Origin of the sequence: uncultured Microbulbifer sp., assembly GCF_947489355.1 — a bacterium.
Taxonomy (GTDB): Bacteria; Pseudomonadota; Gammaproteobacteria; order Pseudomonadales; family Cellvibrionaceae; genus Microbulbifer.
This window is the reverse complement of record NZ_CANLDD010000005.1, coordinates 62674-83094: the sequence shown is the minus strand read 5'-3', so window position 1 is coordinate 83094 and position 20421 is coordinate 62674. Positions and strand designations below refer to the sequence as shown.

At 57.6% G+C, this 20421-nt stretch carries 20 protein-coding genes and 1 other RNA gene; 8 read left to right on the top strand and 13 right to left on the bottom strand.

Features of this window, described 5'->3' with window-relative positions; all coding sequences use genetic code 11:
• Positions 1-79: 79 nt before the first annotated feature.
• The 5 genes from Q1A48_RS04265 to leuC form a co-directional block, all read right to left on the bottom strand.
• Positions 80-1075 carry an Asd/ArgC dimerization domain-containing protein gene (locus tag Q1A48_RS04265; RefSeq protein ID WP_299941635.1) on the bottom strand — a complete coding sequence of 332 codons (996 nt, stop codon included), beginning with the start codon at positions 1073-1075 and terminating at the stop codon, positions 80-82.
• A 185-nt stretch (positions 1076-1260) separates the two neighbouring features.
• Entirely contained in the window at positions 1261-2376 is a 1116-nt protein-coding gene (asd, locus tag Q1A48_RS04260) for an aspartate-semialdehyde dehydrogenase (protein WP_299941633.1), read from the bottom strand.
• Between the two features lie 74 nt (positions 2377-2450).
• The gene (gene leuB, locus Q1A48_RS04255) at positions 2451-3524 is read right to left on the bottom strand and encodes a 3-isopropylmalate dehydrogenase (RefSeq protein ID WP_299941631.1); all 1074 of its coding nucleotides are present in this window, start codon (positions 3522-3524) and stop codon (positions 2451-2453) included.
• A 15-nt stretch (positions 3525-3539) separates the two neighbouring features.
• Positions 3540-4187, bottom strand: a complete 648-nt coding sequence (gene leuD / locus Q1A48_RS04250; protein WP_299941629.1) for a 3-isopropylmalate dehydratase small subunit — start codon at positions 4185-4187, stop codon at positions 3540-3542.
• On the bottom strand, positions 4187-5635 hold the full coding sequence (gene leuC / locus Q1A48_RS04245) for a 3-isopropylmalate dehydratase large subunit (protein ID WP_299941626.1): 1449 nt from the start codon (positions 5633-5635) through the stop codon (positions 4187-4189). Before leuC ends, leuD begins: the two co-directional genes overlap by 1 nt.
• A 186-nt stretch (positions 5636-5821) precedes the next feature.
• On the opposite strand from leuC, the gene Q1A48_RS04240 reads away from it, so the two are divergent.
• Together Q1A48_RS04240 and Q1A48_RS04235 are read left to right on the top strand one after the other, a co-directional pair.
• Positions 5822-6694, top strand: a complete 873-nt coding sequence (locus Q1A48_RS04240; RefSeq protein ID WP_299941623.1) for a LysR family transcriptional regulator — start codon at positions 5822-5824, stop codon at positions 6692-6694.
• A 233-nt stretch (positions 6695-6927) separates the two neighbouring features.
• Positions 6928-7665: a TIGR04219 family outer membrane beta-barrel protein gene (locus Q1A48_RS04235; RefSeq protein WP_299941620.1), complete on the top strand. Its 738-nt coding sequence runs from the start codon at positions 6928-6930 to the stop codon at positions 7663-7665.
• A gap of 137 nt (positions 7666-7802) precedes the next feature.
• Here the strand turns inward: Q1A48_RS04235 and Q1A48_RS04230 are convergent, their stop codons facing one another.
• From Q1A48_RS04230 to rsmI, 3 genes are all read right to left on the bottom strand, one after another.
• Positions 7803-8108 carry a BolA/IbaG family iron-sulfur metabolism protein gene (locus Q1A48_RS04230; protein ID WP_299941618.1) on the bottom strand — a complete coding sequence of 102 codons (306 nt, stop codon included), beginning with the start codon at positions 8106-8108 and terminating at the stop codon, positions 7803-7805.
• 346 nt (positions 8109-8454) lie between these two features.
• An RNA gene (gene rnpB, locus Q1A48_RS04225) (RNase P RNA component class A) lies at positions 8455-8808 on the bottom strand.
• Positions 8809-8880: 72 nt separating this feature from the next.
• Positions 8881-9723, bottom strand: a complete 843-nt coding sequence (rsmI, locus tag Q1A48_RS04220; protein WP_299941616.1) for a 16S rRNA (cytidine(1402)-2'-O)-methyltransferase — start codon at positions 9721-9723, stop codon at positions 8881-8883.
• A 39-nt stretch (positions 9724-9762) separates the two neighbouring features.
• Between rsmI and Q1A48_RS04215 the strand changes: the two genes are divergently transcribed.
• The 4 genes from Q1A48_RS04215 to Q1A48_RS04200 are packed head-to-tail and all read left to right on the top strand — an operon-like array spanning position 9763 to position 13266.
• Complete coding sequence (locus Q1A48_RS04215) at positions 9763-11640, top strand: penicillin-binding protein activator (protein WP_299941613.1); 1878 nt, start codon at positions 9763-9765, stop codon at positions 11638-11640.
• Positions 11641-11690: 50 nt separating this feature from the next.
• On the top strand, positions 11691-12011 hold the full coding sequence (locus Q1A48_RS04210; RefSeq protein WP_299941611.1) for a YraN family protein: 321 nt from the start codon (positions 11691-11693) through the stop codon (positions 12009-12011).
• On the top strand, positions 11995-12666 hold the full coding sequence (locus Q1A48_RS04205; protein WP_366523375.1) for an SIS domain-containing protein: 672 nt from the start codon (positions 11995-11997) through the stop codon (positions 12664-12666). Before Q1A48_RS04210 ends, Q1A48_RS04205 begins: the two co-directional genes overlap by 17 nt.
• A 3-nt stretch (positions 12667-12669) precedes the next feature.
• On the top strand, positions 12670-13266 hold the full coding sequence (locus Q1A48_RS04200) for a BON domain-containing protein (protein ID WP_299941609.1): 597 nt from the start codon (positions 12670-12672) through the stop codon (positions 13264-13266).
• A gap of 105 nt (positions 13267-13371) precedes the next feature.
• Here the strand turns inward: Q1A48_RS04200 and Q1A48_RS04195 are convergent, their stop codons facing one another.
• Complete coding sequence (locus Q1A48_RS04195; protein ID WP_299941607.1) at positions 13372-14562, bottom strand: acetyl-CoA C-acyltransferase; 1191 nt, start codon at positions 14560-14562, stop codon at positions 13372-13374.
• A 184-nt stretch (positions 14563-14746) separates the two neighbouring features.
• Here Q1A48_RS04195 and Q1A48_RS04190 point away from each other — a divergent pair, with 184 nt between their 5' ends.
• Together Q1A48_RS04190 and Q1A48_RS04185 are read left to right on the top strand one after the other, a co-directional pair.
• Positions 14747-15343 (top strand): LemA family protein, encoded by a 597-nt coding sequence (locus Q1A48_RS04190; RefSeq protein WP_299941605.1) that lies wholly within the window; start codon positions 14747-14749, stop codon positions 15341-15343.
• A 3-nt stretch (positions 15344-15346) separates the two neighbouring features.
• Complete coding sequence (locus Q1A48_RS04185; RefSeq protein ID WP_299941603.1) at positions 15347-17278, top strand: M48 family metallopeptidase; 1932 nt, start codon at positions 15347-15349, stop codon at positions 17276-17278.
• A gap of 22 nt (positions 17279-17300) precedes the next feature.
• On the opposite strand, the gene Q1A48_RS04180 is transcribed toward Q1A48_RS04185, so the two are convergent.
• From Q1A48_RS04180 to Q1A48_RS04165, 4 genes are all read right to left on the bottom strand, one after another.
• On the bottom strand, positions 17301-17924 hold the full coding sequence (locus Q1A48_RS04180) for a Yip1 family protein (RefSeq protein ID WP_299941601.1): 624 nt from the start codon (positions 17922-17924) through the stop codon (positions 17301-17303).
• A gap of 112 nt (positions 17925-18036) precedes the next feature.
• Positions 18037-19218 (bottom strand): GGDEF domain-containing protein, encoded by a 1182-nt coding sequence (locus Q1A48_RS04175; protein WP_299941599.1) that lies wholly within the window; start codon positions 19216-19218, stop codon positions 18037-18039.
• Positions 19219-19357: 139 nt separating this feature from the next.
• The gene (locus Q1A48_RS04170) at positions 19358-19753 is read right to left on the bottom strand and encodes a ClpXP protease specificity-enhancing factor (RefSeq protein WP_299941747.1); all 396 of its coding nucleotides are present in this window, start codon (positions 19751-19753) and stop codon (positions 19358-19360) included.
• A 27-nt stretch (positions 19754-19780) separates the two neighbouring features.
• Positions 19781-20407, bottom strand: coding sequence for a glutathione S-transferase N-terminal domain-containing protein (locus tag Q1A48_RS04165; protein WP_299941597.1), 627 nt, complete (start codon positions 20405-20407; stop codon positions 19781-19783).
• Positions 20408-20421 lie beyond the last annotated feature (14 nt).

Genomic DNA, 20421 nt, shown 5'->3' with positions numbered 1-20421 from the left:
ACCGCGACGAATGGCTCGCCACTCCCAGCCGCACCAGAGTTAAGATTACACCTTCACTATGGCGGCTAAGTATTAATTATCAGTAGCTTTTTAGCAACAAGTGAGCAATTTGTGCGCAGTTCACCGCAACGTCCTTGCGCAGATTGTCAGATACCGCGCAGAGGTTTAACTGGTGCTTGTCGAGTAGACTTTGGCGCAAGCGGCCAATGAGTGTCACTTCGCTGCCCACGGCATTTTCCGTCGAGGGCTGCTCCGCCAACTGCAGACGCGCGCCATTGCCCAACAAGGCGCGCACTTTTTCCAGATCGATATCCTCTTTAAACACGACACCCAGGTTGGCCAGTTGCCCGTGGAATACGGCAACCGTAGTGATACTGGCGTCAAATGCCACAGCCTCACCCAGCAGGCGGCGCAGGTCGTGGATCAGGGTCAGCTCACTCAAAGTATGTCCGCTGGAGAGTGGAGCCTCGCTGGTACTCAATTGGTTGAATGCCAGGCGGTGGCCAATAGCGGGGTCAATCTCTGCATCCTGGCCGCTGAACATGCACGCCGTTTGCGCGGCCATAGAATCGATGGCGGCCTTGCCCAGCGCGGATACCGGTTGGTTCAATTGCACATACACAGACTGCAGCCCGTCTTTCAGTGGCGCCAGCGCCTCGGCCACCATTGCGGCGCCGGCACTGGGCAGTGCTACAACCCGGCGCTCAAGATTCGCCAATTCTGCACTGTTCAACACGGGATGGATCAGCGCGGCGCTTTCATCGCCACGGGTAATGGCAGCGGCATCCAGCACCCAGGCCCCGTTTTGTTCAGCGGCAGCCATGGCGGTCGCGACGTCGTCGCCTGACCTCAGCAAAACAACCACCTGTGCATCGTTAAAAACAAATTTCCCCAGGGACTGTACGGGAATTGTGCGATTGGCAAATACCTGCGGGTCCACTTCGCGCTCCTCGGTCTCCAGCAAAATCAGCTGCTCGGCGGAGATCATTTCCCGCTCTCCCAGTATTTCCAGCAGAGGGGCAAAGGCGGCGCTATCGACACCGACAATGACCAGTTCGCGGGTGGTTTCAGACATGATAATTCACTTGGTTGGATTGGAAAAAAGCGAGGGGCGATTATACCTGCGGAAAAAAGTCGAAAAAGCCACTATGGCAACCCGTTGCGGCTTTTAACGCGAAGGAGTTCACAGCTTGGCAAAATGCCCTCCACTAGAAGGCTCCGAAAGGCGCGCCCTCTGGGGTCTCTGCCAGGCCCGCCCGGTTACAGTCTGCCCAGTAATATCAGCAGAATACGGCGCAGTGGCTCGGCCGCACCCCACAGTAACTGATCGCCTACAGTAAAGGCGTTCAGGTATTCGGGCCCCATACTCAGTTTGCGCAGACGCCCCACGGGAATAGTCAGCTTGCCGGTCACCGCCGTGGGTGTCAGTGCCGTCAGAGTGGCCTCGCGATCATTGGGTACCACACAGACCCAATCGTTAGCACTGCTGAGGATCTGCTCGATCTCCGCCATAGGCAGATCTTTTTTCAGCTTTACGGTGTATGCCTGGCTGTGGCAACGCATTGCGCCAATACGCACACAGGTGCCATCCACCGGGACCGGTCTGGCAGTGTGCAGGATCTTGTTCGCCTCTACCTGGGCCTTCCACTCCTCCCGGCTCTGGCCGTTTTCCAGCTGGGTGTCGATCCAGGGCAGCAAGCTGCCGGCCAGGGGTGCGCCGCAGGCTTCCGTGGGAAATTCGGACGAGCGCATATCAGCGGCCACCTTGCGGTCGATCTCCAGAATTGCCCTGGCAGGGTCTGCCAACTCGGTGGCGACCCCATCGCGAATAGTGCCCATCTGTGCAATCAGCTCACGCATATTGCGCGCGCCGGCACCACTGGCGGCCTGGTAGGTCATGGCGCTGACCCACTCCACCAGATCCGCCTTAAACAGGCCCCCAAGGGCCATCAGCATCAGGCTCACGGTGCAGTTGCCGCCAATAAAGTGCTTTTGCCCGGCATCAATGGCTCTGTCGATCACATCCCGGTTGACCGGGTCCAGCACAATCACCGCATCATCCCGCATACGCAGGCTGGAGGCGGCATCAATCCAGTACCCCTTCCAGCCCACCTCGCGCAGGTGGGAGAACACCTCCTTGGTATAGTCGCCACCCTGGCAGCTGACAATCGCATCCAACTGCGCCAGCGCGTCGATATCGTAGGCATCTCTCAAGGGGGGCAGTGCGCGGCCAATAGCCGGCGCCTTGCCACCGGCGTTGGAGGTAGAGAAGAAAACCGGTTCGGCGATATGGGTAAAGTCACCCTCTGTGCGCATGCGCTCCAGTAATACCGAGCCGACCATGCCGCGCCAACCGATAAACCCTATTTTTTGCATTGCGATGTCCTTGCGTGGTGTGATCAATCTACGCGCCGGGGAAGGCAGCGCGGCAGTGGAAACCGTTGCACCGGTTACAGCGCAGATACGACGGCAGCGCCCATTTCTGCGGTGGAGACCTTCTGGCAGCCTTCCGTGTGAATATCGGCGGTGCGCAACCCCTGGTCGAGCACCTTGCGCACTGCGGCCTCAATGGCAACCGCCGCTTCGCTCATATCCAGGGAGTAGCGCAGCATCATGGCGGCAGACAGGATCGTGGCCAGCGGATTGGCAATGCCCTGGCCGGCAATATCCGGTGCAGAGCCGTGGCAGGGCTCATACAGGCCAAAACCGCTTTCATTCAGGGATGCGGACGGCAACATGCCAATGGAGCCGGTGAGCATGGCGGCAGCGTCGGAGAGAATATCCCCGAACATATTACCGGTCACCATTACATCGAACTGCTTGGGCGCGCGCACCAGTTGCATGGCTGCATTGTCCACGTACATATGCGACAGCGCCACATCCGGATACTCCGGCGCCAGGCGATCCAGCACCTCGCGCCACAGCACAGTCACTTCCAACACATTGGCCTTGTCCACGGAGCAGAGTTTGCCGTTGCGCTTTTGCGCCGCCTCGAACGCGCTGCGCGCGATACGCTCGATTTCCGATTCGCTGTATACATAGGTGTTGAAACCCTGGCGTTCACCGTTTTCCAGGGTGCGGATACCGCGGGGCTCACCGAAATAAATGCCGCCGGTCAGCTCCCGCACAATCAAAATATCCAGCCCGGAAACCACTTCCGGTTTCAGCGAGGAGGCGTCGGCCAACTGCGGGTAGAGTATCGCCGGACGCAGATTGGCGTAGAGCCCAAGACCGCTGCGGATTTTCAGCAGGCCCTTCTCCGGGCGGATTTCCCGCGCCAGGGTGTCCCACTGGGGACCACCCACGGCACCGAGCAGGACCGCATCGCACTCGCCCGCAGCCTCGAGCGCCGCATCGGTGAGTGGCTCGCCGTGGGTATCAATCGAGGCACCGCCGATCAGGCCCCGCTCAAAGCGAAGCCCCAGATTCAATTTTCCAGACGCGGCTTCCAGTACTGCCATGGCCTGCTCAACAATCTCCGGACCAATGCCATCGCCCGGTAGAATCATCACTTTTTTTGTCACGTATATTTCCTTTAATTATTGAATCGCATCGAAAAGCCAGGGGGCCTTTTCCCGCCGTGCCGCTTCATAGGCACGAATATCCTCTGAGTGCTCCAGGGTCAGGCCGATATGATCGAGACCGTTGAGCAGGCAGTGCTTGTGGAATGCGTCCACTTCAAAGGGAATCGCCTCGCCGGAGGGTTTGCGTACCTGCTGCTGCTCCAGATCAATAGTGAGCACGTACCCCGCCTGTGCATGGGTTTCCTCGAACAGGCGATGCACCACTTGTTCCGGCAGCACAATCGGCAACAGGCCGTTTTTAAAGCAGTTGTTGAAAAAGATATCGGCAAAGCTGGGCGCAATAATCGCGCGGAAGCCGTAGTCGTCCAAGGCCCAGGGAGCGTGCTCACGGCTGGAACCACAACCGAAATTCTCCCGCGCCAGCAGCACAGAGCCGCCCTGGTAGCGGGGGAAGTTTAAGGGGAATTCCGGATTGCGGGGGCGGCCAGAACAGTCCCGGTCGGGAAAACCCTCATCCAGGTAGCGCAATTCATCAAACAGATTGGGGCCAAAGCCGGTGCGCTTGATGGATTTTAGGAATTGTTTGGGGATGATCAGGTCCGTATCCACATTGGCGCGATCCATGGGCACCACAAGCCCTTCGTGTTGGGTAAACGCTTTCATCAGACCCTCTCCTCTTCCGCTGGTACCGGCGCCATCTCGCGCACATCCACAAAGTGCCCGGCAATGGCCGCCGCCGCGGCCATGTTCGGGCTCACCAGGTGGGTGCGGCCACCGTAGCCCTGGCGCCCTTCAAAGTTGCGATTGGAGGTGGAGGCACAGTGCTCGCCGGCTCCCAGTTTGTCCGCATTCATGGCCAGACACATGGAGCAGGATGGCTCGCGCCATTCAAACCCCGCTTCGACAAAAATTTCGTGCAATCCTTCCCGCTCCGCCTGGACCTTCACCGCCTGGGAGCCGGGCACGATCAGCACCTGCTTGACGCTGTCCGCTTTGCGGCGGCCTTTTGCGACTGCCGCAGCAGCGCGCAGATCTTCGATACGGGAGTTGGTGCAGGAGCCGATAAATACGCGGTCCAGTTTGATGTCACTGATATTCTGCCCCGCCGTGAGTCCCATATATTCGAGGGCGCGCATCATGCCGGTGCGCTTGGTGGCATCGCCCTCGGCAGCGGGGTCCGGCACCCGGGCACTGATCGGCGCCACCATTTCCGGTGAAGTCCCCCAACTGACCTGGGGCTCGATATCCTCGCCGCGCAGTTCGATCACCTCATCAAAGTTGGCATCGTCATCGGAGTGCAGGTGCTTCCAGACCTCAACTGCCCTGTCCCACTGTTCGCCTTTGGGGGCATAGGGCTTGCCCTTCACGTAATCGAGGGTAATCTGGTCCACCGCCACCATACCTGCGCGCGCGCCGGCCTCAATGGCCATATTGCACACGGTCATACGGCCTTCCATGGACATTTTGCGGATCACTTCTCCGCCGAATTCGATCCCATAGCCGGTACCACCGGCGGTACCGATTTTGCCAACAATCGCCAGCACGACATCCTTGGCAGTAACGCCTGGGCACAACTCGCCGTCCACACGCACCAGCATATTCTTCATTTTTCTCTGGATCAGGCACTGGGTGGCCATCACATGCTCTACTTCGGAGGTGCCGATGCCGTGGGCCAGCGCGCCGAGGGCGCCGTGGGTGGAGGTGTGGGAGTCACCACAGACCACGGTCATACCGGGCAGTGTCGCTCCGGTCTCAGGGCCGATAACATGCACAATGCCCTGCCCCGGTTCGTTGATGCCAAACTGCACCACCTCGAAATCCCGGCAGTTCTCGTCCAGGGTCTGTACCTGTATGCGGGAAATATCGTCGCGAATACCCTGCACACCGGCGGCGCGCTCGACAGTCTCGGAGGGCACATTGTGATCCGGTGTGGCGACTAGGGAATCCTTGCGCCAGGGCTTGCGCCCCGACAGCCGCAGGCCTTCAAAAGCCTGGGGGGAAGTCACTTCATGAATCAGGTGACGGTCAATATAGATCAGTGCGGAGCCATCGTTATGGGCCTTGACCAAGTGGTCTTGCCACAACTTATCGTAGAGTGTTTGCGCAGCCACAGCCTGTCCTCTCAATGGTTTAGAGGCCGAGTCTACCCAGCAGCAACAAATAACACCAATTTATATTTATTATTGAACCTATTCCTTTATGGAATTCAAAAGTGTTCTTGGGATAGCATGTATTTTCGAACACTTAAGGGCGGCTAATCCGCTCTGCCACTGCAGTTAATCGAGGGGGTACTGCGCTTGGAAATTCAATGGCTTAGGGCCTTTCTGGCCATTGCCGAGCGGGGCTCCGTTTCAGAGGGGGCGGCTCAACTGCACCTGACACAGCCCGCGGCAAGCAAGCGCCTTGCGACCCTCGAACAGCAACTTGGCACAGCGCTGTTCAACCGCATTGGACGGCGCCTGCAGTTGACCGATGCCGGACAGGCCCTGTTACCCCGTGCCCGCCATATCCTCAATGAGATCAGCGACACTGAGCGGGAACTGCGCGCCCTTGGCAGCTCTGTAAACGGCAGCCTGCGTATCGCCACCAGCCACCATGTAGGGCTGCACCACCTACCGCCAGTACTCAGGGAGTTCAGCAATCGCTATCCGCAGGTAACCCTGGACATCGACTTCGTGGATTCCGAACAGGCCTACGAGGCGCTGATGGCGGCCCAATACGAGTTGGCTGTAGTAACCCTGGCCCTGAAGGAATACCCACAACTCAATGCGCAGATTATCTGGCCCGACCCCTGTGTCGTGGTGGCCGCACCGGACCATCCCCTGACAAAGATTTCTGAATTGGCACTGACCGACCTGGCCAACTATCCCGCCATACTCCCGGATCTCAATACCTACACCGGGCGCCTGATCAAGCGGGAGTTTGATGCCCACGGCTTGAAACTTTCGGCCAAGCTGGCCACCAACTTCCTGGAGACCATCAAGATGATGGCCTGTGTGGGGCTCGGCTGGAGCGTGCTTCCGCGCACCCTGGTGGATAACAGCCTTGCGATTTTGCCCGTGGAAAAATTACAGATCCTGCGCAACCTCGGCGTGATTAGCCATCGCGGCCGCACTCTGAGCAATGCCGCCCGCGCGCTACAGCAGATGTTGCTTGAAGTGGCAAAATGAACAAGCTCACTCGGCAGGAGTCTCCCAAGAGCACTACCCGGAATTGACTCATGCCTCAGGGAACCAAAGCACATACATCAAGAGATAAACAGGTACAGGCCAACCAGCGCAATACTTTCACACGCCAATTTTGTATATCCATTCAAAAAGTGTTGTAAAACTGTGCTGCTTACAGCGGCACGCAAAAAATAAACCTGTACACTTCACAGCAAAATCACTACGAAGAAACGTCTATGAAAAAAACCGCAATTGCTTTCAGTGCCCTCCTCGCCTGCAACGCCACCAGCGCAGATACGATTCTCGGCATTGACGCCACCGCCGGCGTTTGGCTACCGGGGTATACCGGTGATATCGGTAGCGATCACTATGATCTGGACAACCTCTCCCTCAGTGAGGACAACATCACCACCTTTCAGGCGGCCCTGGAGCACCCTATCCCGCTGGTACCCAATGTGCTGCTCGCCCACAGTAAAATTGACACCGATGGCGCCGCCCACCTGGAAAGCGCTGTGACTTTTAACGACGAAGCCTTCGAAGTGGGCTCCGAGGTCAACACCGACCTGAACCTCAGCCACACCGATGCCACCTTTTACTACGAAGTGCTGGACAACTGGGTCAACCTGGACCTGGGCCTGACTGCGCGCAAGTACAATGGTGAATTTACTGCTGTCAGCGAAACCCAGTCAGAAACCGTCGATCTTACCGGCTATCTGCCTATGGCCTATGCCATGGCGCGCTTCGATCTGCCATTTACCGGCTGGTCTTTGATTGCCCAGGGCAATGGCACTACCTTTCGCGGCGACACCCATACCGACCTGACCGCCAAGGTGCGCTGGAATTTTGTACCGGTATTGGACCTGGCTTTTGAAGCCGGCTACCGGGTAATGAGCTTGGACCTGGAAGAGCTGGACGATCTGCAGAGCGATATAGAAATCAAAGGCCCCTATATCGGCCTCAACCTGCATCTATAGCCAGATCCGGTTCACGCGGTTGAATCTTCCGTCTATCGGCCTGTCGAAAAAGCGCCAAGCGCGGCTAACAGCCGCGCTTAAATATTGACACAACCGTGTATGGCATTGCCTGTAGGGTACGGGCGTGCATCTGCCCTTTATTTTTTTCCACCCCCCCGGCATTCGGGGCTTTCAGGGGCTTCACCTTCCCATTCATCCGGCGCATAGACATGCAGGGCGAGTGCGTGGATAGGGCCAGCCATTTCCTCGCCAAGGACAGAATAAACTTTCTGGTGACGCTGCACTTTTCCCAGTGACTGAAAAACTTCACTGACCAGGACCACCCGAAAGTGCATCTCCGACCCTGCCGGCACGTTGTGCATATGGCTTTCGCACTGGACATCAATGTGCAGTGGGGCAAAGCTCGCCCTGAGTTTGTCTTCGATCTGTTTTGCAAGGGTCATAGAGGCTCTCAACCGGTTTCTCTATAGTGACAAGGTGCGTCTGGCTGTTAGTCCCAATGTTGTATCAGGCAGCACCTATCACCAGGCGCAGGTATGGCCACCCAAAAGAAGGGAGGTTAATTGGCACTCAAACCAGGGGTAGCACAACGATTATTAATCCACATCGGTGATCCGACCTATGCCTTCCCTGTGCGCCACAGTAAGACCCGCGTACTTGAAGGCTACACCAGTGCCGCAGATGGCTATGGCAAAAGCGGGTTTTGTGCGGCAGTGGTTAAAAAACCCACACTCCATCGGGAGTGTAACGCGCAAATACATTCTCTACCGCAGTATGCAAGCGGTGTGAAAAATGAGCTGGCCTGTAAGCCGGGTTCTGTCGAGGACAATCATTCATCTGGGATGCCTGTCACCAGACACCTCAAGCGACCTACCCGCCCTCAGTGCGGGTCACACCTATAGAGGGCCTATTTGGTCTTGCTCCGAACGGGGTTTACCATGCCGCAGGCTGTTACCAGCTGCGCGGTGCGCTCTTACCGCACCCTTTCACCCTTACCTGTGCTCCCGAGGGAGCCATCGGCGGTCTACTCTCTGCTGCACTTTCCGTAGGCTCGCGCCCCCCAGGCGTTACCTGGCGTTCCACCCTATGGAGCCCGGACTTTCCTCCACCGCACAAGGCGATAGCGATTGCCCGGCCAGCTCGCCGTGAAGAGTAATGAGACGACTGGCAGATTGCAACAGGCTTATCCCGCCAGGGGAACATCCATTGACCCCCTTATTTTTGCAACAGGCTCCAGTTGTACAGTACCTTTTTAGGCACCCCGGTGATTTCCGCAGTCACAGCGGCGGCTTTTTTCGGTGGCAATTCAGCCAGCAAGAGGGACATAACCCGTTGCGATTCGCCGTCAAGCACACTCTCACGCCGGCGCTCAGTACCGCGCACCAGTAACACTATCTCACCGCGCTGCTGATTGCTGTCCGCACGCACCCAGCCAGCCAACTCGCGCAGCGGCATCAGTTGGAAGGTCTCAAAGGCTTTGCTCACCTCGCGGGCAATCACCGCTTCGCGCTCTCCTCCAAAAACCGCAACCATGGCGTCGAGGGTATCCGCCACCCGGTGGGGCGCCTCGTAGAAAACCAGGGTGCGGGTATCCCCGGCCAGCGCCCGCAGCGCGCGTTCCCGCGCGCCGCCCTTGGCCGGTAAGAAGCCCTCGAAACTGAAGCGATCACTGGGCAGGCCAGCGGCACTCAACGCAGCAATGAAAGCGCAGGCACCGGGAATTGGCACCACGCGAATGCCCCGCTCGCGGGCTGTACGCACCAGGCGATAGCCCGGATCGGAAATCAGCGGGGTGCCCGCATCCGAGATCAGTGCCACCGTCTGCCCCTGCTCCAAGCGCTGTAGAATCTGTTCGGTGCGCTTGGCATCGGTGTGGTCATGGTATGCCATCAATGGCGAATCGATATCGAAATGCGAAAAGAGTCTCTGACTGTGACGTGTGTCCTCCGCAGCAACCAGATCGGCACATTGTAGAACTTCGACAGCTCGCGGTACCATATCGGCCAAATTGCCAATGGGCGTAGCGACAATATAAAGCAGCCCCAGATCAGGCCCCATAGCTGTTCACTCCAAATATCATTATTGCGGGAGAAGATTATGTCCGCCTCTTCCAGGCGCACCTCTACTGTGATCGCCAGTATGGCAGCTGTCGCACTGGTGCTGACGGCCTGCCAAACTCCGGCTCCACGACCAGGGGTATACAAGCCGTCCTACCCCCCGGGCCAATCAACCAGCCGCAATGATGCCGTGCATCTATTGCGCAGTGCGGAGGCTTTGCCCACTCCGGCAAGGGACCAACAACGCCTGCAGGCAGCCGCCATTCTATACGAGTTGGGGGATAAAGAGACGGCCAGGGAGGCGGTGACCCGCATTGTTCCCACACAGTTGGACGACACGCTGTATGCCAGCTACGCACAGCTTTACGGCAATCTGCTCGCCGGCAGTGACGACTTTTTTGAGGCCCTCACACTGGCAACCTCGCCGCGCCTGGACACAGTCTGGGCCAGGTTGCCGCAAGCAACGGCACTGCCCCTGCGCAGCTTGCGCGCAGACTTATGGGGTCTACTGGGCAACCTGGACAACGCCATCACAGAGCGCCGGGAAATTTCTTTTCTGGCGCAAACCGACGAGGCAATCCTGCAGAATAACAACGGCTTTTGGCAGCTGCTGACTCAACTGCCCTCCAGCGAGCTGCAGGCGCGCGCCGCTGATAGCAGCGATACCCAGATGCGTGGCTGGTACCAGTTGGCTCTGTTGGGCCGCGATACCCAGACCGACATCAGCTCGCAGCTGGTTGCCCTCAAGCGTTGGCGCGAACGCTGGCCGACACACAGCGCTAATATCCACCCCCCTGAAGCCCTGAAGCTGCTGGAGCGGCTGGCAGCCCAGCGGGTGGACAACATTGCCCTGCTGCTTCCACTCTCAGGCCCCCTCGGCAGCGCCGGGCGCGCAATCCGAGATGGCTTTATGGCGGCACACTACACCGCTCTGAATGCCGGCGCCGCCACCCCCAGTGTAATGGTGTACGACACCGGAGCCGAGCAGCCTTTCGAAGATATCTATCAGAACGCCGTGGACGCCGGGGCCAAAGCGATTATCGGCCCCCTGGACAAAAACAAGGTAACCAACCTGCTGGCCACGGAAAAACTACCGGTACCTACCCTGGCCCTGAATTATGGCGACCAGGGGCGCCTTAGCGAAGACCTGGTACAGTTCGGCCTGGCTGTGGAAGACGAGGCCCGCCAGATCGCCCGGCACACCTACCGCCAGGGCCACCGCCAGGCGATGGTACTCGCGGCAAACAGCAGCTGGGGACAGCGCGGTGCGGAGGCCTTTCAGGAAGAGTGGCAGCACCTCGGTGGTACTGTCGCAATAAGCAAAACTTTCTCTCCCAACAGCAAATTTTCCAACCTGATCAGTGATGCCCTGTTAATCCCCGCCAGCGAAGCGCGCAAGAAAGCACTGCAAGGCCGCTTGTCTGCGCCGCTGGCGTTCACCCCGCGCCGCCGCGACGACGTGGACATGGTGTTTTTGGCGGCGCAACCCCAACAGGCGCGCCAGATCAACCCCATGCTGACTTACTATTACGCTGGGGACCTGCCGGTATATGCCACCTCCCAGGTGTTCGCAGGCAGCATCCCCCCCGACCGCGACATCAACGGCATTCGCTTTACCGCCCTGCCCTGGCTGTTTGAAAGCAACCAGACCAAACGGGATATCGAACAGCAGGCTGCTCCGGCACCGGCCTTTGCCCGCCTCTACGCCCTTGGCGCCGACGCTTTCCGCCTCTACCCTCGCATCCCCATGCTGCGCCAGTTCCCCCGGCTCAAGCTGCACGGTCTCACCGGCGCCCTCAGCCTGAGTGCAGATGGCCGCATCCTGCGCGAACAGATCTGGGCCCTGGTTAAAAAGGGGGTGCCGGTACCAATTACCACCGTGGAATCGCCTCCTGCACTGCGGGGAAGTGCCCAATAGGCGAGGACAGGGAAATTTTTAAGCACACCAGCGACACTGTTGGCACAAAGATGGAAGACAAGGCCGCAGACTACTTGCGGCGCGCGGGATTGGCTGTCATCGAACACAACTACCGCAGCCGTTTCGGAGAGATAGATCTTATCGCCCGGGATAGTGATACTGTAGTGTTTGTGGAAGTGCGTTTCCGCCGCAGTAACCACTTCGGCGGTGCCGGGGCCAGCGTGGACGCGCGCAAGCAGCAGAAGTTGCTTGCCACCGCTTGTGGCTATCTACAAAAACACAACCTGGACTGTCCCTGCCGCTTCGATGTCCTTGCCATAGACAGCGATGCGCAAAACATCCAGTGGATCAAGAATGCCTTTGAAGCCTGAGGCAGCACCGGGATTTATCGTGACAGAGCATGGCGAACAGCGCTTCGCCAGAATTAAGGACACAATGGAACAACGAGTCGTAACCCTTTTTCACCACAGCCTGGAAGCCACCATGAATGCCGGTGAAATACTGGCACCACTGATTGCGGAAGCCAGCCAGATGGTAGTTCACACGCTGCTGGCTGAGAGCAAAGTGCTGCTCTGTGGCAATGGTGTGAGCGGTGCCCTTGCGCAGAGTTTCAGCTCGCAACTCACCGGAGGCTTCCAGCGCGAACGCCCCGGCCTCCCCGCAATGGCCCTGAACAGCGATGGCGTCTCTATGGGCACCGTGGCGCAAAACCACGGCTCCGCCGACACCTTTGCCCGTCCGGTGCGCGCCCTGGGCCAGTCCGGTGACCTGCTCGTTATTATCAGCAGCCACGGTCGCGAACCCAACCTGGTGCAGGCCATGCGCGCCGCGCGGGACCGCGATATGGGCATACTGGCACTCACTGGTGGTGATGGCGGTGACTGCGCAAGCCTGTTGAATACACACGATATTGAACTGCGCGTGCCTTCTGAGGTCTCGGCTGAGGTACATCAAGTACATCTACTGACGATATTTTGCCTCTCCGACTTAATCGACAGCAGCCTGTTCGGTGGCTATGAGGACTAAACTATGAAAAATAGACAACGACCCCTGGGAAAACGCCTTTTAGCGATGTTTTCTGTACTCTTTCTTCTCGCCGGGTCCGGGTGTAGTACCGTACTGGAGGCCACACATGACGGCCCGATCCAGCAGGACCCCGGCAAGCGCTCACTGGGCACCTATATCGATGACCAGAGAATCGAGACGATCGTCAAGGTGAATATCAATAAGTCACACCCGGACCTGAAAGCCGCCGATATTGGTGTCACCTCTTTCAATGGGGTGGTATTACTCACCGGGCAAATTCCCGATCGGGAACTGCGCCTGCTCGCCGGGCGCACTGCGGAACAAGTACAGAATGTGCGCCAGGTGTACAATGAAACCCAGATTCGCGGCAAAGTCAGCCTGCTCGCCACCACCAACGACGCCTGGTTAACCACCAAGGTGAAAACCAACCTGCTCTCCAACAAGGAAATCGACAGCGGGCGCATCAAGGTGGTTACAGAAAATGGGGTGGTTTACCTGATGGGGCTGCTGACCCAGACAGAAGCTGAGCGCGCAGCGGATGTGACCCGTTCAATCGGTGGGGTGCAAAAGGTTGTGAAAGCGGTGGAGTACATCAACTAAATCCCAATCGGTGCAGGCAGGAAAAATTCACCGAGCATTGACGTCGGATAAAAACGGAAGCCCAAGCTTCCGTTTTTATTGCGAGGGTAGCATCAGCGGTTCAAATTATACCCGCTCAAGGGCCACTGCGGTGGCCTCGCCGCCGCCAATGCACAGGCAGGCAATGCCCTTCTTGGCATCGCGCTTTTCCATTGCTGCCAAAAGGGTGATCAGGATACGGGCACCGCTGGCACCCAGCGGATGACCAAGGGCGCAGGCACCGCCATTCACGTTGACTTTTTCCCGGGGCAGGTCCAATTCCCGCATGGCCGCCATGGTCACCACCGCAAAAGCCTCATTGATTTCAAACAGGTCGACATCGGCTGCTGACCAGCCCGTGTTTTCCAGCAGCCTGTGCAGAGCGCCCACAGGGGCGGTGGTAAACCACTCCGGTTCACGGGCAAACTGGGCTTGGCCTTTCAAAACCGCCAGTACCTTGAGGCCGCGCCTGTCCGCTTCGCTCCTGCGCATCAGCACCAGGGCCGCAGCGCCATCGGAGATAGAGCTGGCGTTGGCCGCTGTGACCGTGCCATCTTTGCGGAAAGCCGGCTTCAACTGGGGAATCTTGTCGGGACGGGCACTGCCCGGGGCCTCATCCACGCACACCTCCACCTCTGTGCGGCGGGAAGTAATCGTCACAGGGGCAATTTCACGGGTGAAGTCACCCTTCTCAATTGCCGCCTGGGCGCGCGCCAGGGATTCCATGGCAAAGGCATCCTGCTCTTCACGGGTAAAACCGTACTTGTCGGCGGTATTCTCGGCGAAGGTGCCCATCAGCTTGCCGTCCTCGGCATTTTCCAAGCCGTCGAGGAACATGGAGTCCTTCACTTCGCCGTGCCCGAGGCGCATACCGGCGCGGGCCTTTGACAGCAGATAGGGCGCATTGCTCATACTTTCCATACCACCGGCGACAATGACCTTGCCCTCACCCAACAACAGGGTATCGCGCGCCATCATCACGGTCTTCATACCGGAACCACAGACTTTGTTCACAGTGGTACAGGGCGTGCTGTCAGAAATTCCCGCGCCCAGTGATGCCTGGCGCGCCGGCGCCTGCCCGACCCCCGCCGGAAGCACGCAGCCCATCAGAACTTCATCCACATCCGTGGGCGCCATGCCAGCATCATCGAGGGCTGCACGAATCGCAACCGCACCCAACTGCGGGGCACTCAGTGCCGACAGGCTGCCCTGCATGGTGCCCATCGGCGTGCGTGCTATTCCGGCGATCACTACGGGGTCTGAAGTTACGTCATTCATTCTGTCTGCTCCACATTCTGTGCCGACACCCCTGTTGTGGCGGCACGGGTTGCTAATGTCGCGGCATTATAGCCGAAGCAGTAGCCTGCTTCGCCAGAAAGGTGGAGAACACATCCCACTACCCGGAGTGGAGGGCATGCTATTATCGGCGCCACACAGAAAAGAAAAATGGCGAAAGAGGCTCATGGAGATAACAAGCATCGTCGCGCTGATCATCGCTGCCGCCCTGTTGTTTTATATCGTTGGTATATACAACAGGCTGGTTTCCCTCAAAAACCGCAATGAGAACGCCTTTGCCCAGATCGAGGTACAACTGAAGCGGCGCCACGATCTGATCCCCAATCTTGTGGAAACCGCCAGGGGTTATCTGAAACATGAACGGGAAACACTCGAAGCCGTAACCTGCGCACGCAACACCGCAATCAACGACCTCAAAGCGGCTGCATCCAACCCAGCGAGCGCCAGCGCCATCGACAATCTGGGCCGAGCCGAGAGTGCCCTGACCGGGGCCCTGGGGCGTTTCAACGCGGTAATGGAGGCTTACCCCGATCTGAAAGCCGACCAGAATATGATGGCGCTTAACGAGGAACTGAGCAGCACCGAAAACAAGGTTGCCTTTGCCCGCCAGGCTTTCAACGATTGCGTAACCAGTTACAACATCTACAAGCAGCGCTTCCCCCCGGTTCTGCTGGCGGGATTCTTTGGACATCGCGCCGATGGCCGCCTGCTGGAGTTTGCCGACAGCGAAACCATTCAGGCAGCGCCCCGCATTGAATTTTAAGCAATGAATTTCTTTGAATACCAGGACCGCGCCAGGCGCAACAGCGTTCTGCTGGTCGGATTATTCACCCTGGCAGTCATCCTGCTGGTCGGCCTTACCACGCTCGCCGCCGCCGTCGCGGTATCACTCTCCCGCGGCCAGGTCTTCTCACCGGCAGATATCGAACAGGTGCTGGGATGGCAAACCGTTATTGCCATCGCCCTGGCCATTGTTGCTATTGTGGTCCTAGGCAGCTTGTACAAGCTGCACCAACTCAGTGCCGGCGGCAGTGCGGTGGCGGAATCACTCGGCGGTCGCAAGCTCAATATCGCTCCGCAAAATGCCTGCGAACGGCGCGCCCTGAATGTGGTGGAAGAGATGGCCATTGCCTCGGGCACCCCGGTGCCGGATGTCTACCTGATCGAAGAGGATGCCATCAATGCATTTGCCGCAGGTTACCATCCTACTGACGCGGTGATCGGCCTCACCCGCGGCTGTGTAGAAAAACTTAGCCGAGATGAACTGCAGGGCGTTGTCGCACACGAGTTCAGTCATATACTCAACGGCGATATGCGCCTGAATATCCGTATCGTGGGCCTTTTGAACGGCATTCTGGTCATTGGCCTGCTCGGTTTTTGGCTTGTGCGCGGAATTTACCCCACCAGTAGAGGCAATCGCGGTCGCATCGCCCTGTTTGGACTCGGTGCCACCCTGATGATCGTGGGTTTTAGCGGAACCTTTTTGGGCAATTTGATCAAATCCGCACTCAGTCGCCAGAGGGAATTCCTCGCTGACGCCTCGGCGGTACAATTTACCCGCGACAATTCCGGCATTGCCAGCGCTCTGAAAAAAATCGGTGGCTCCAGCACCGGCTCAACACTGATTAACGGCAAGGCGGCAGAATTCAGCCACCTGTTTTTTGCCAGCAGCCTGAAGCGCTCGCTGTTTAATCTCTTCTCCACCCACCCGCCGCTGGCGGATCGCATCTCGCGCCTCGATCCCGGCTGGAATGGCCTTTACCCCAATTCAAGTGCCGGTAGCGCCGCTTCATCAACACAAACACCCGCACCAAGCCAGGCACAGTTATCCGGCACTGTACAATCTGCGTCGTTTCAGGTCGCCCTGGAGGCCGTGGACAACAGTATTGCAAACCCGAGCAAACAGCAGGTGCAGTACGGCCGTCAGCTGCTGCAGTCCATTCCCGCCGGTATCCAGCAGGCGGCCCACGATCCTTTCGCCGCCCGCGCTTTGATCTACCACCTGTTGCTGCACAAGGATACGGTGGAACAGCAGGCTCAGCGCCAGCTGCTGAAAAAAATCGCCCATCCCGCAGTTGTGCGGGAAATGCAAAAACTGGAACCACAACTGCAAGCCCTGCCAAACACGACACGACTGGCGCTACTGGACCTCTGCGTGCCCGCCCTGAGGGCATTGGTTCCCCAGCAATATCAAGTTTTCAAGAGAAATCTGATCAAACTGCTGCACAGTGACGGAAAAATCGAGATTTGGGAATGGGCCCTGTACCGGGTCCTGGTACATGCCCTGGAAGATACCCCCGACCTGCAGCGTCACTCCAGCAAAAAAGGGGCCAGCACGGATGCCGTGCGATTTCTTCTTGCCGCCATTGCCCATTCTGGCAACAATCAGTATTTACCGGCGAAACGCGCCTACGAGCAGGGGCTCAAGGCCCTGGCACTGGAAGTTACGCCACTGCCAAGCAACAAAGACATCAATTTATCCCGACTGGACAAAGCCATCGCCATTGCCGGGCAGATGAAACCATTGGAAAAGCCCGCACTGCTTAAGGCGATGGTGCGCACCCTGAACCACAACGGAGTGATTAAGGCCGAGGAGATCGAACTGCTGCGCGCCGTAGCCGACAGCCTGGACTGTCCAATCCCCCCGCTGTTGTCAACCGACCCAGGAAGCACCTCACCCAGATCAATAAGCCCCTAAAATGGCCAGCCTGGCTTTCCAATCACGGGGTATGGTGCTGGTAGACAGGACCAATACCTATACTCCATAAAATTACCGAAGTGATCAGCACGGTCACCATCATCACCAGGGCCACAGTCAGCACAGCGCAGGCGTAGAGGAAGGCCCGGTCCTTATTCATATTCATCAAAATCGGAATACCGGCAAACACCAGGTAGATAGAGTAGATACCGGCGATGCTCACCGCAGCCATAGTCAACCATGGGTGCGGGTAAAGGACAACAATACTGGCGAGAAAAATCGGCGTGGAGATAAATACCGCCAGTGCCGTCCCCTCATAGTGCCGGGTGGGCTCATCCCCTTCGACACCATAGGATCTGGCCATCCAGTTAATAAATTCTCCCAGACAATAAACCCCAATCAGCAGTGCAAAATAGGTGACCACAGACAATACCGCGGCACTCTCCGGCGTCAGCTTGGCCAGGTGCCCCCCCACCTGGAACCCCATACGGGTAACACCGAAGTAGCCGGCAACAGTGGGTATCAGCGCGAGGAAGGGTACATGCGTGACAAACACCTGAAAGAATGAATGTCGATCTGCTCGAATGGCTTTCCACGCCTTTTCCGGGTTGGTGAGGATTCCGATTGTGTGACTGAGTAATCGCACGCTGAATCTCCCTTCATTGTCTTGTTTTGCAGTATCGGGGGGAGGCGGCAGATTAACCAATGCAAATAATAAATTAAACGCCACTTTTACATCAAACTGATTTATGTCCATTCTATGCATGAACGCACAGGCGATTGCGACCGCAGCGCTTGGCCTTGTACAGGGCCAGATCTGCTGCCTTCAAGACAGCATCTGATTTTTTTAAAGGTTTTTCGCGATGGGCGAGACCGATACTGACCGTAACCTTGATCTGCTGGCCGCTTCGGCTCGGAATCATGCGGTCACGAAGACGGCCAGTGGCCCGTAACCGCATGGGGTAAGCAGCGATTTTCCCACGCAAGTCCCCCAGTGCTTTTTCGGCCGCCGCGCGGTCCCGGCCGGGAATTACTACCGCGAACTCTTCACCGCCAAAGCGGAATACCCGCCCCTTGGTGTAGCGGTTGATGAGGCTCGCCACCATGCGCAGCACCTGGTCTCCCGTCTGGTGACCAAACCGGTCATTGAGCTTTTTAAAATGATCGATATCAATCATCGCCAGACTGTAGTGGCGGCCCGGTGCCAGCATATGGTAGTAAAAGGCACGGCGCGACAACAGCCCGGTCAACGCATCGCGAAAAGCGAATTCATAACCGGCACCCAGTAAAGAGAGGATCAGGAACAGACCCGCCGCTGATACAATAGACACCAGTGGCAACCCGTTCCAAATCCCGTAGCATAGAAGCAGGGTACAGCTGAACAGCCCCGCCACCGTGGGTCCGGGATACAGGGTGAATACGATAAACGCGCCCGCAGATGCCGCGACACAGACCAGTAGCGGCAATGCTAGAGAGGCATCCCTGCCCTCAGACACCCAGGCAGGCAGGCTTTCCGACGCAAACTGACGGGAAAGGGGGCCGCAACACTCCTGTAACAAAAGGATACCCGCTCCCTGCGCAACCAGTACTAACAGCCAGGCAAGCGCAATAAAGCTGAGGGCACTGCGGTCGCGGGCACAGGTAATTAACATCAGGTTGAGAGAGGTCAAGGCCAGATACAGTGGCAATCCTTGCGTCTGCTCCGGCAGGAACTCAAGGCTGGCGGCGGTATACAAAAGCAGGAAAAGCCCGGCGGCGAGTGCAACCCGGCTGGAGCGGTATAGGACACTGAGTACCAGTGCAGCCCCCAGCAGAAAAAAAGGCAGCTGCTGATTGTACAGGTGCCCTAGATCCATCCAGGGAAGGTATTGCGCGAGCGGCAATACCAGAAGCAGCCCCGGCAGCCAGAAAAAACGCAGCCACTGCAGATACGACGGCATGACAAGTCAGCGTTGGAAATATAACAGGCCATTATACGCAGCACGCACCGACGTATTCATGGACTCACCGCACAATAGAAGAACACGAGGTTATAAATAAAAGGAACGCTTATCCGACACTTTTACCTCCGCGATTATTTTATTTCACTACCCGCAGGGCTGGCTTTTTCATAGATTTTTTCCCCAGGCTGGTGGGCGGTGTAGGCTCAGGTGGCTCGGGAGTTTCCTCTGCTTCAAATACCATCCCCTGCCCATTCTCGCGGGCATAAATACCGACCACCGCACCTACCGGTACTTGTATATCGGTGGGTACGCCGCTGAAACGAGCATTGAAGCGGATGGCATAGTTATCCATAGTCAGGCCGGCAGCGGCGCTCTCAGAAATATTCAGTACAATCTGGCCATCGTCATTGACATGTTGCTGGGGCACCAACACACCGAGCAGGTGGGTGTCAACAAGGATATAGGGCGTGCAGCGGTTATCGGTGATCCACTGGTAGAATGCCCGCAGAATATAGGGGCGGTTGGATGTCATAGCCGGCTTACTCACACCAAACTGTCCTCAGCGCATTTCCCGCTCGTATTCGGTAAGGCTCTGCTGGAAGGCATCACGGGCAAACAGGCGATCCATATAGTCCAGCAGCGGTTTTACCTGCTTAGTTTTGGGCAGGCTGATTTCGAACTGATCCAAACGCCACAGCAGCGGTGCCATGCAGCAGTCTACCAGTGAAAACTCCTCGTTGAAGAAATACGGCAAGTCATTAAACATCGGCGCTATACCGGCCAGGCTGTCGCGCAGTTCTTTGCGCGCCGCAGCGGCATCCTTACCACCGCTGAGGACCTTGTCCACCAGTGGACACCAGTCGCGTTCGATGCGGTACATAATCTGGCGGCTCTGTGCGCGGGCAACAGGGTATACCGGCAATAGCGGCGGGTGCGGGAAACGCTCGTCCAGGTACTCCATCATCACCTTGGTTTCAAACAGCACCAGATCCCGGTCTACCAGAGTGGGCAGGGAGTTGTAGGGGTTGAGGTCAGCGAGCTCGGCAGGTTTATCATTTGCACCCACATCTATGATATCGACAGACACTCCTTTTTCGGCAAGCACAATGCGTACCCGATGACTGTAATGGCTCTGGCCATCGGAAAAGAAGGTCATAGAGGAGCGCTTGTTGGTAGGCACACCCATATTCAAACTACCTC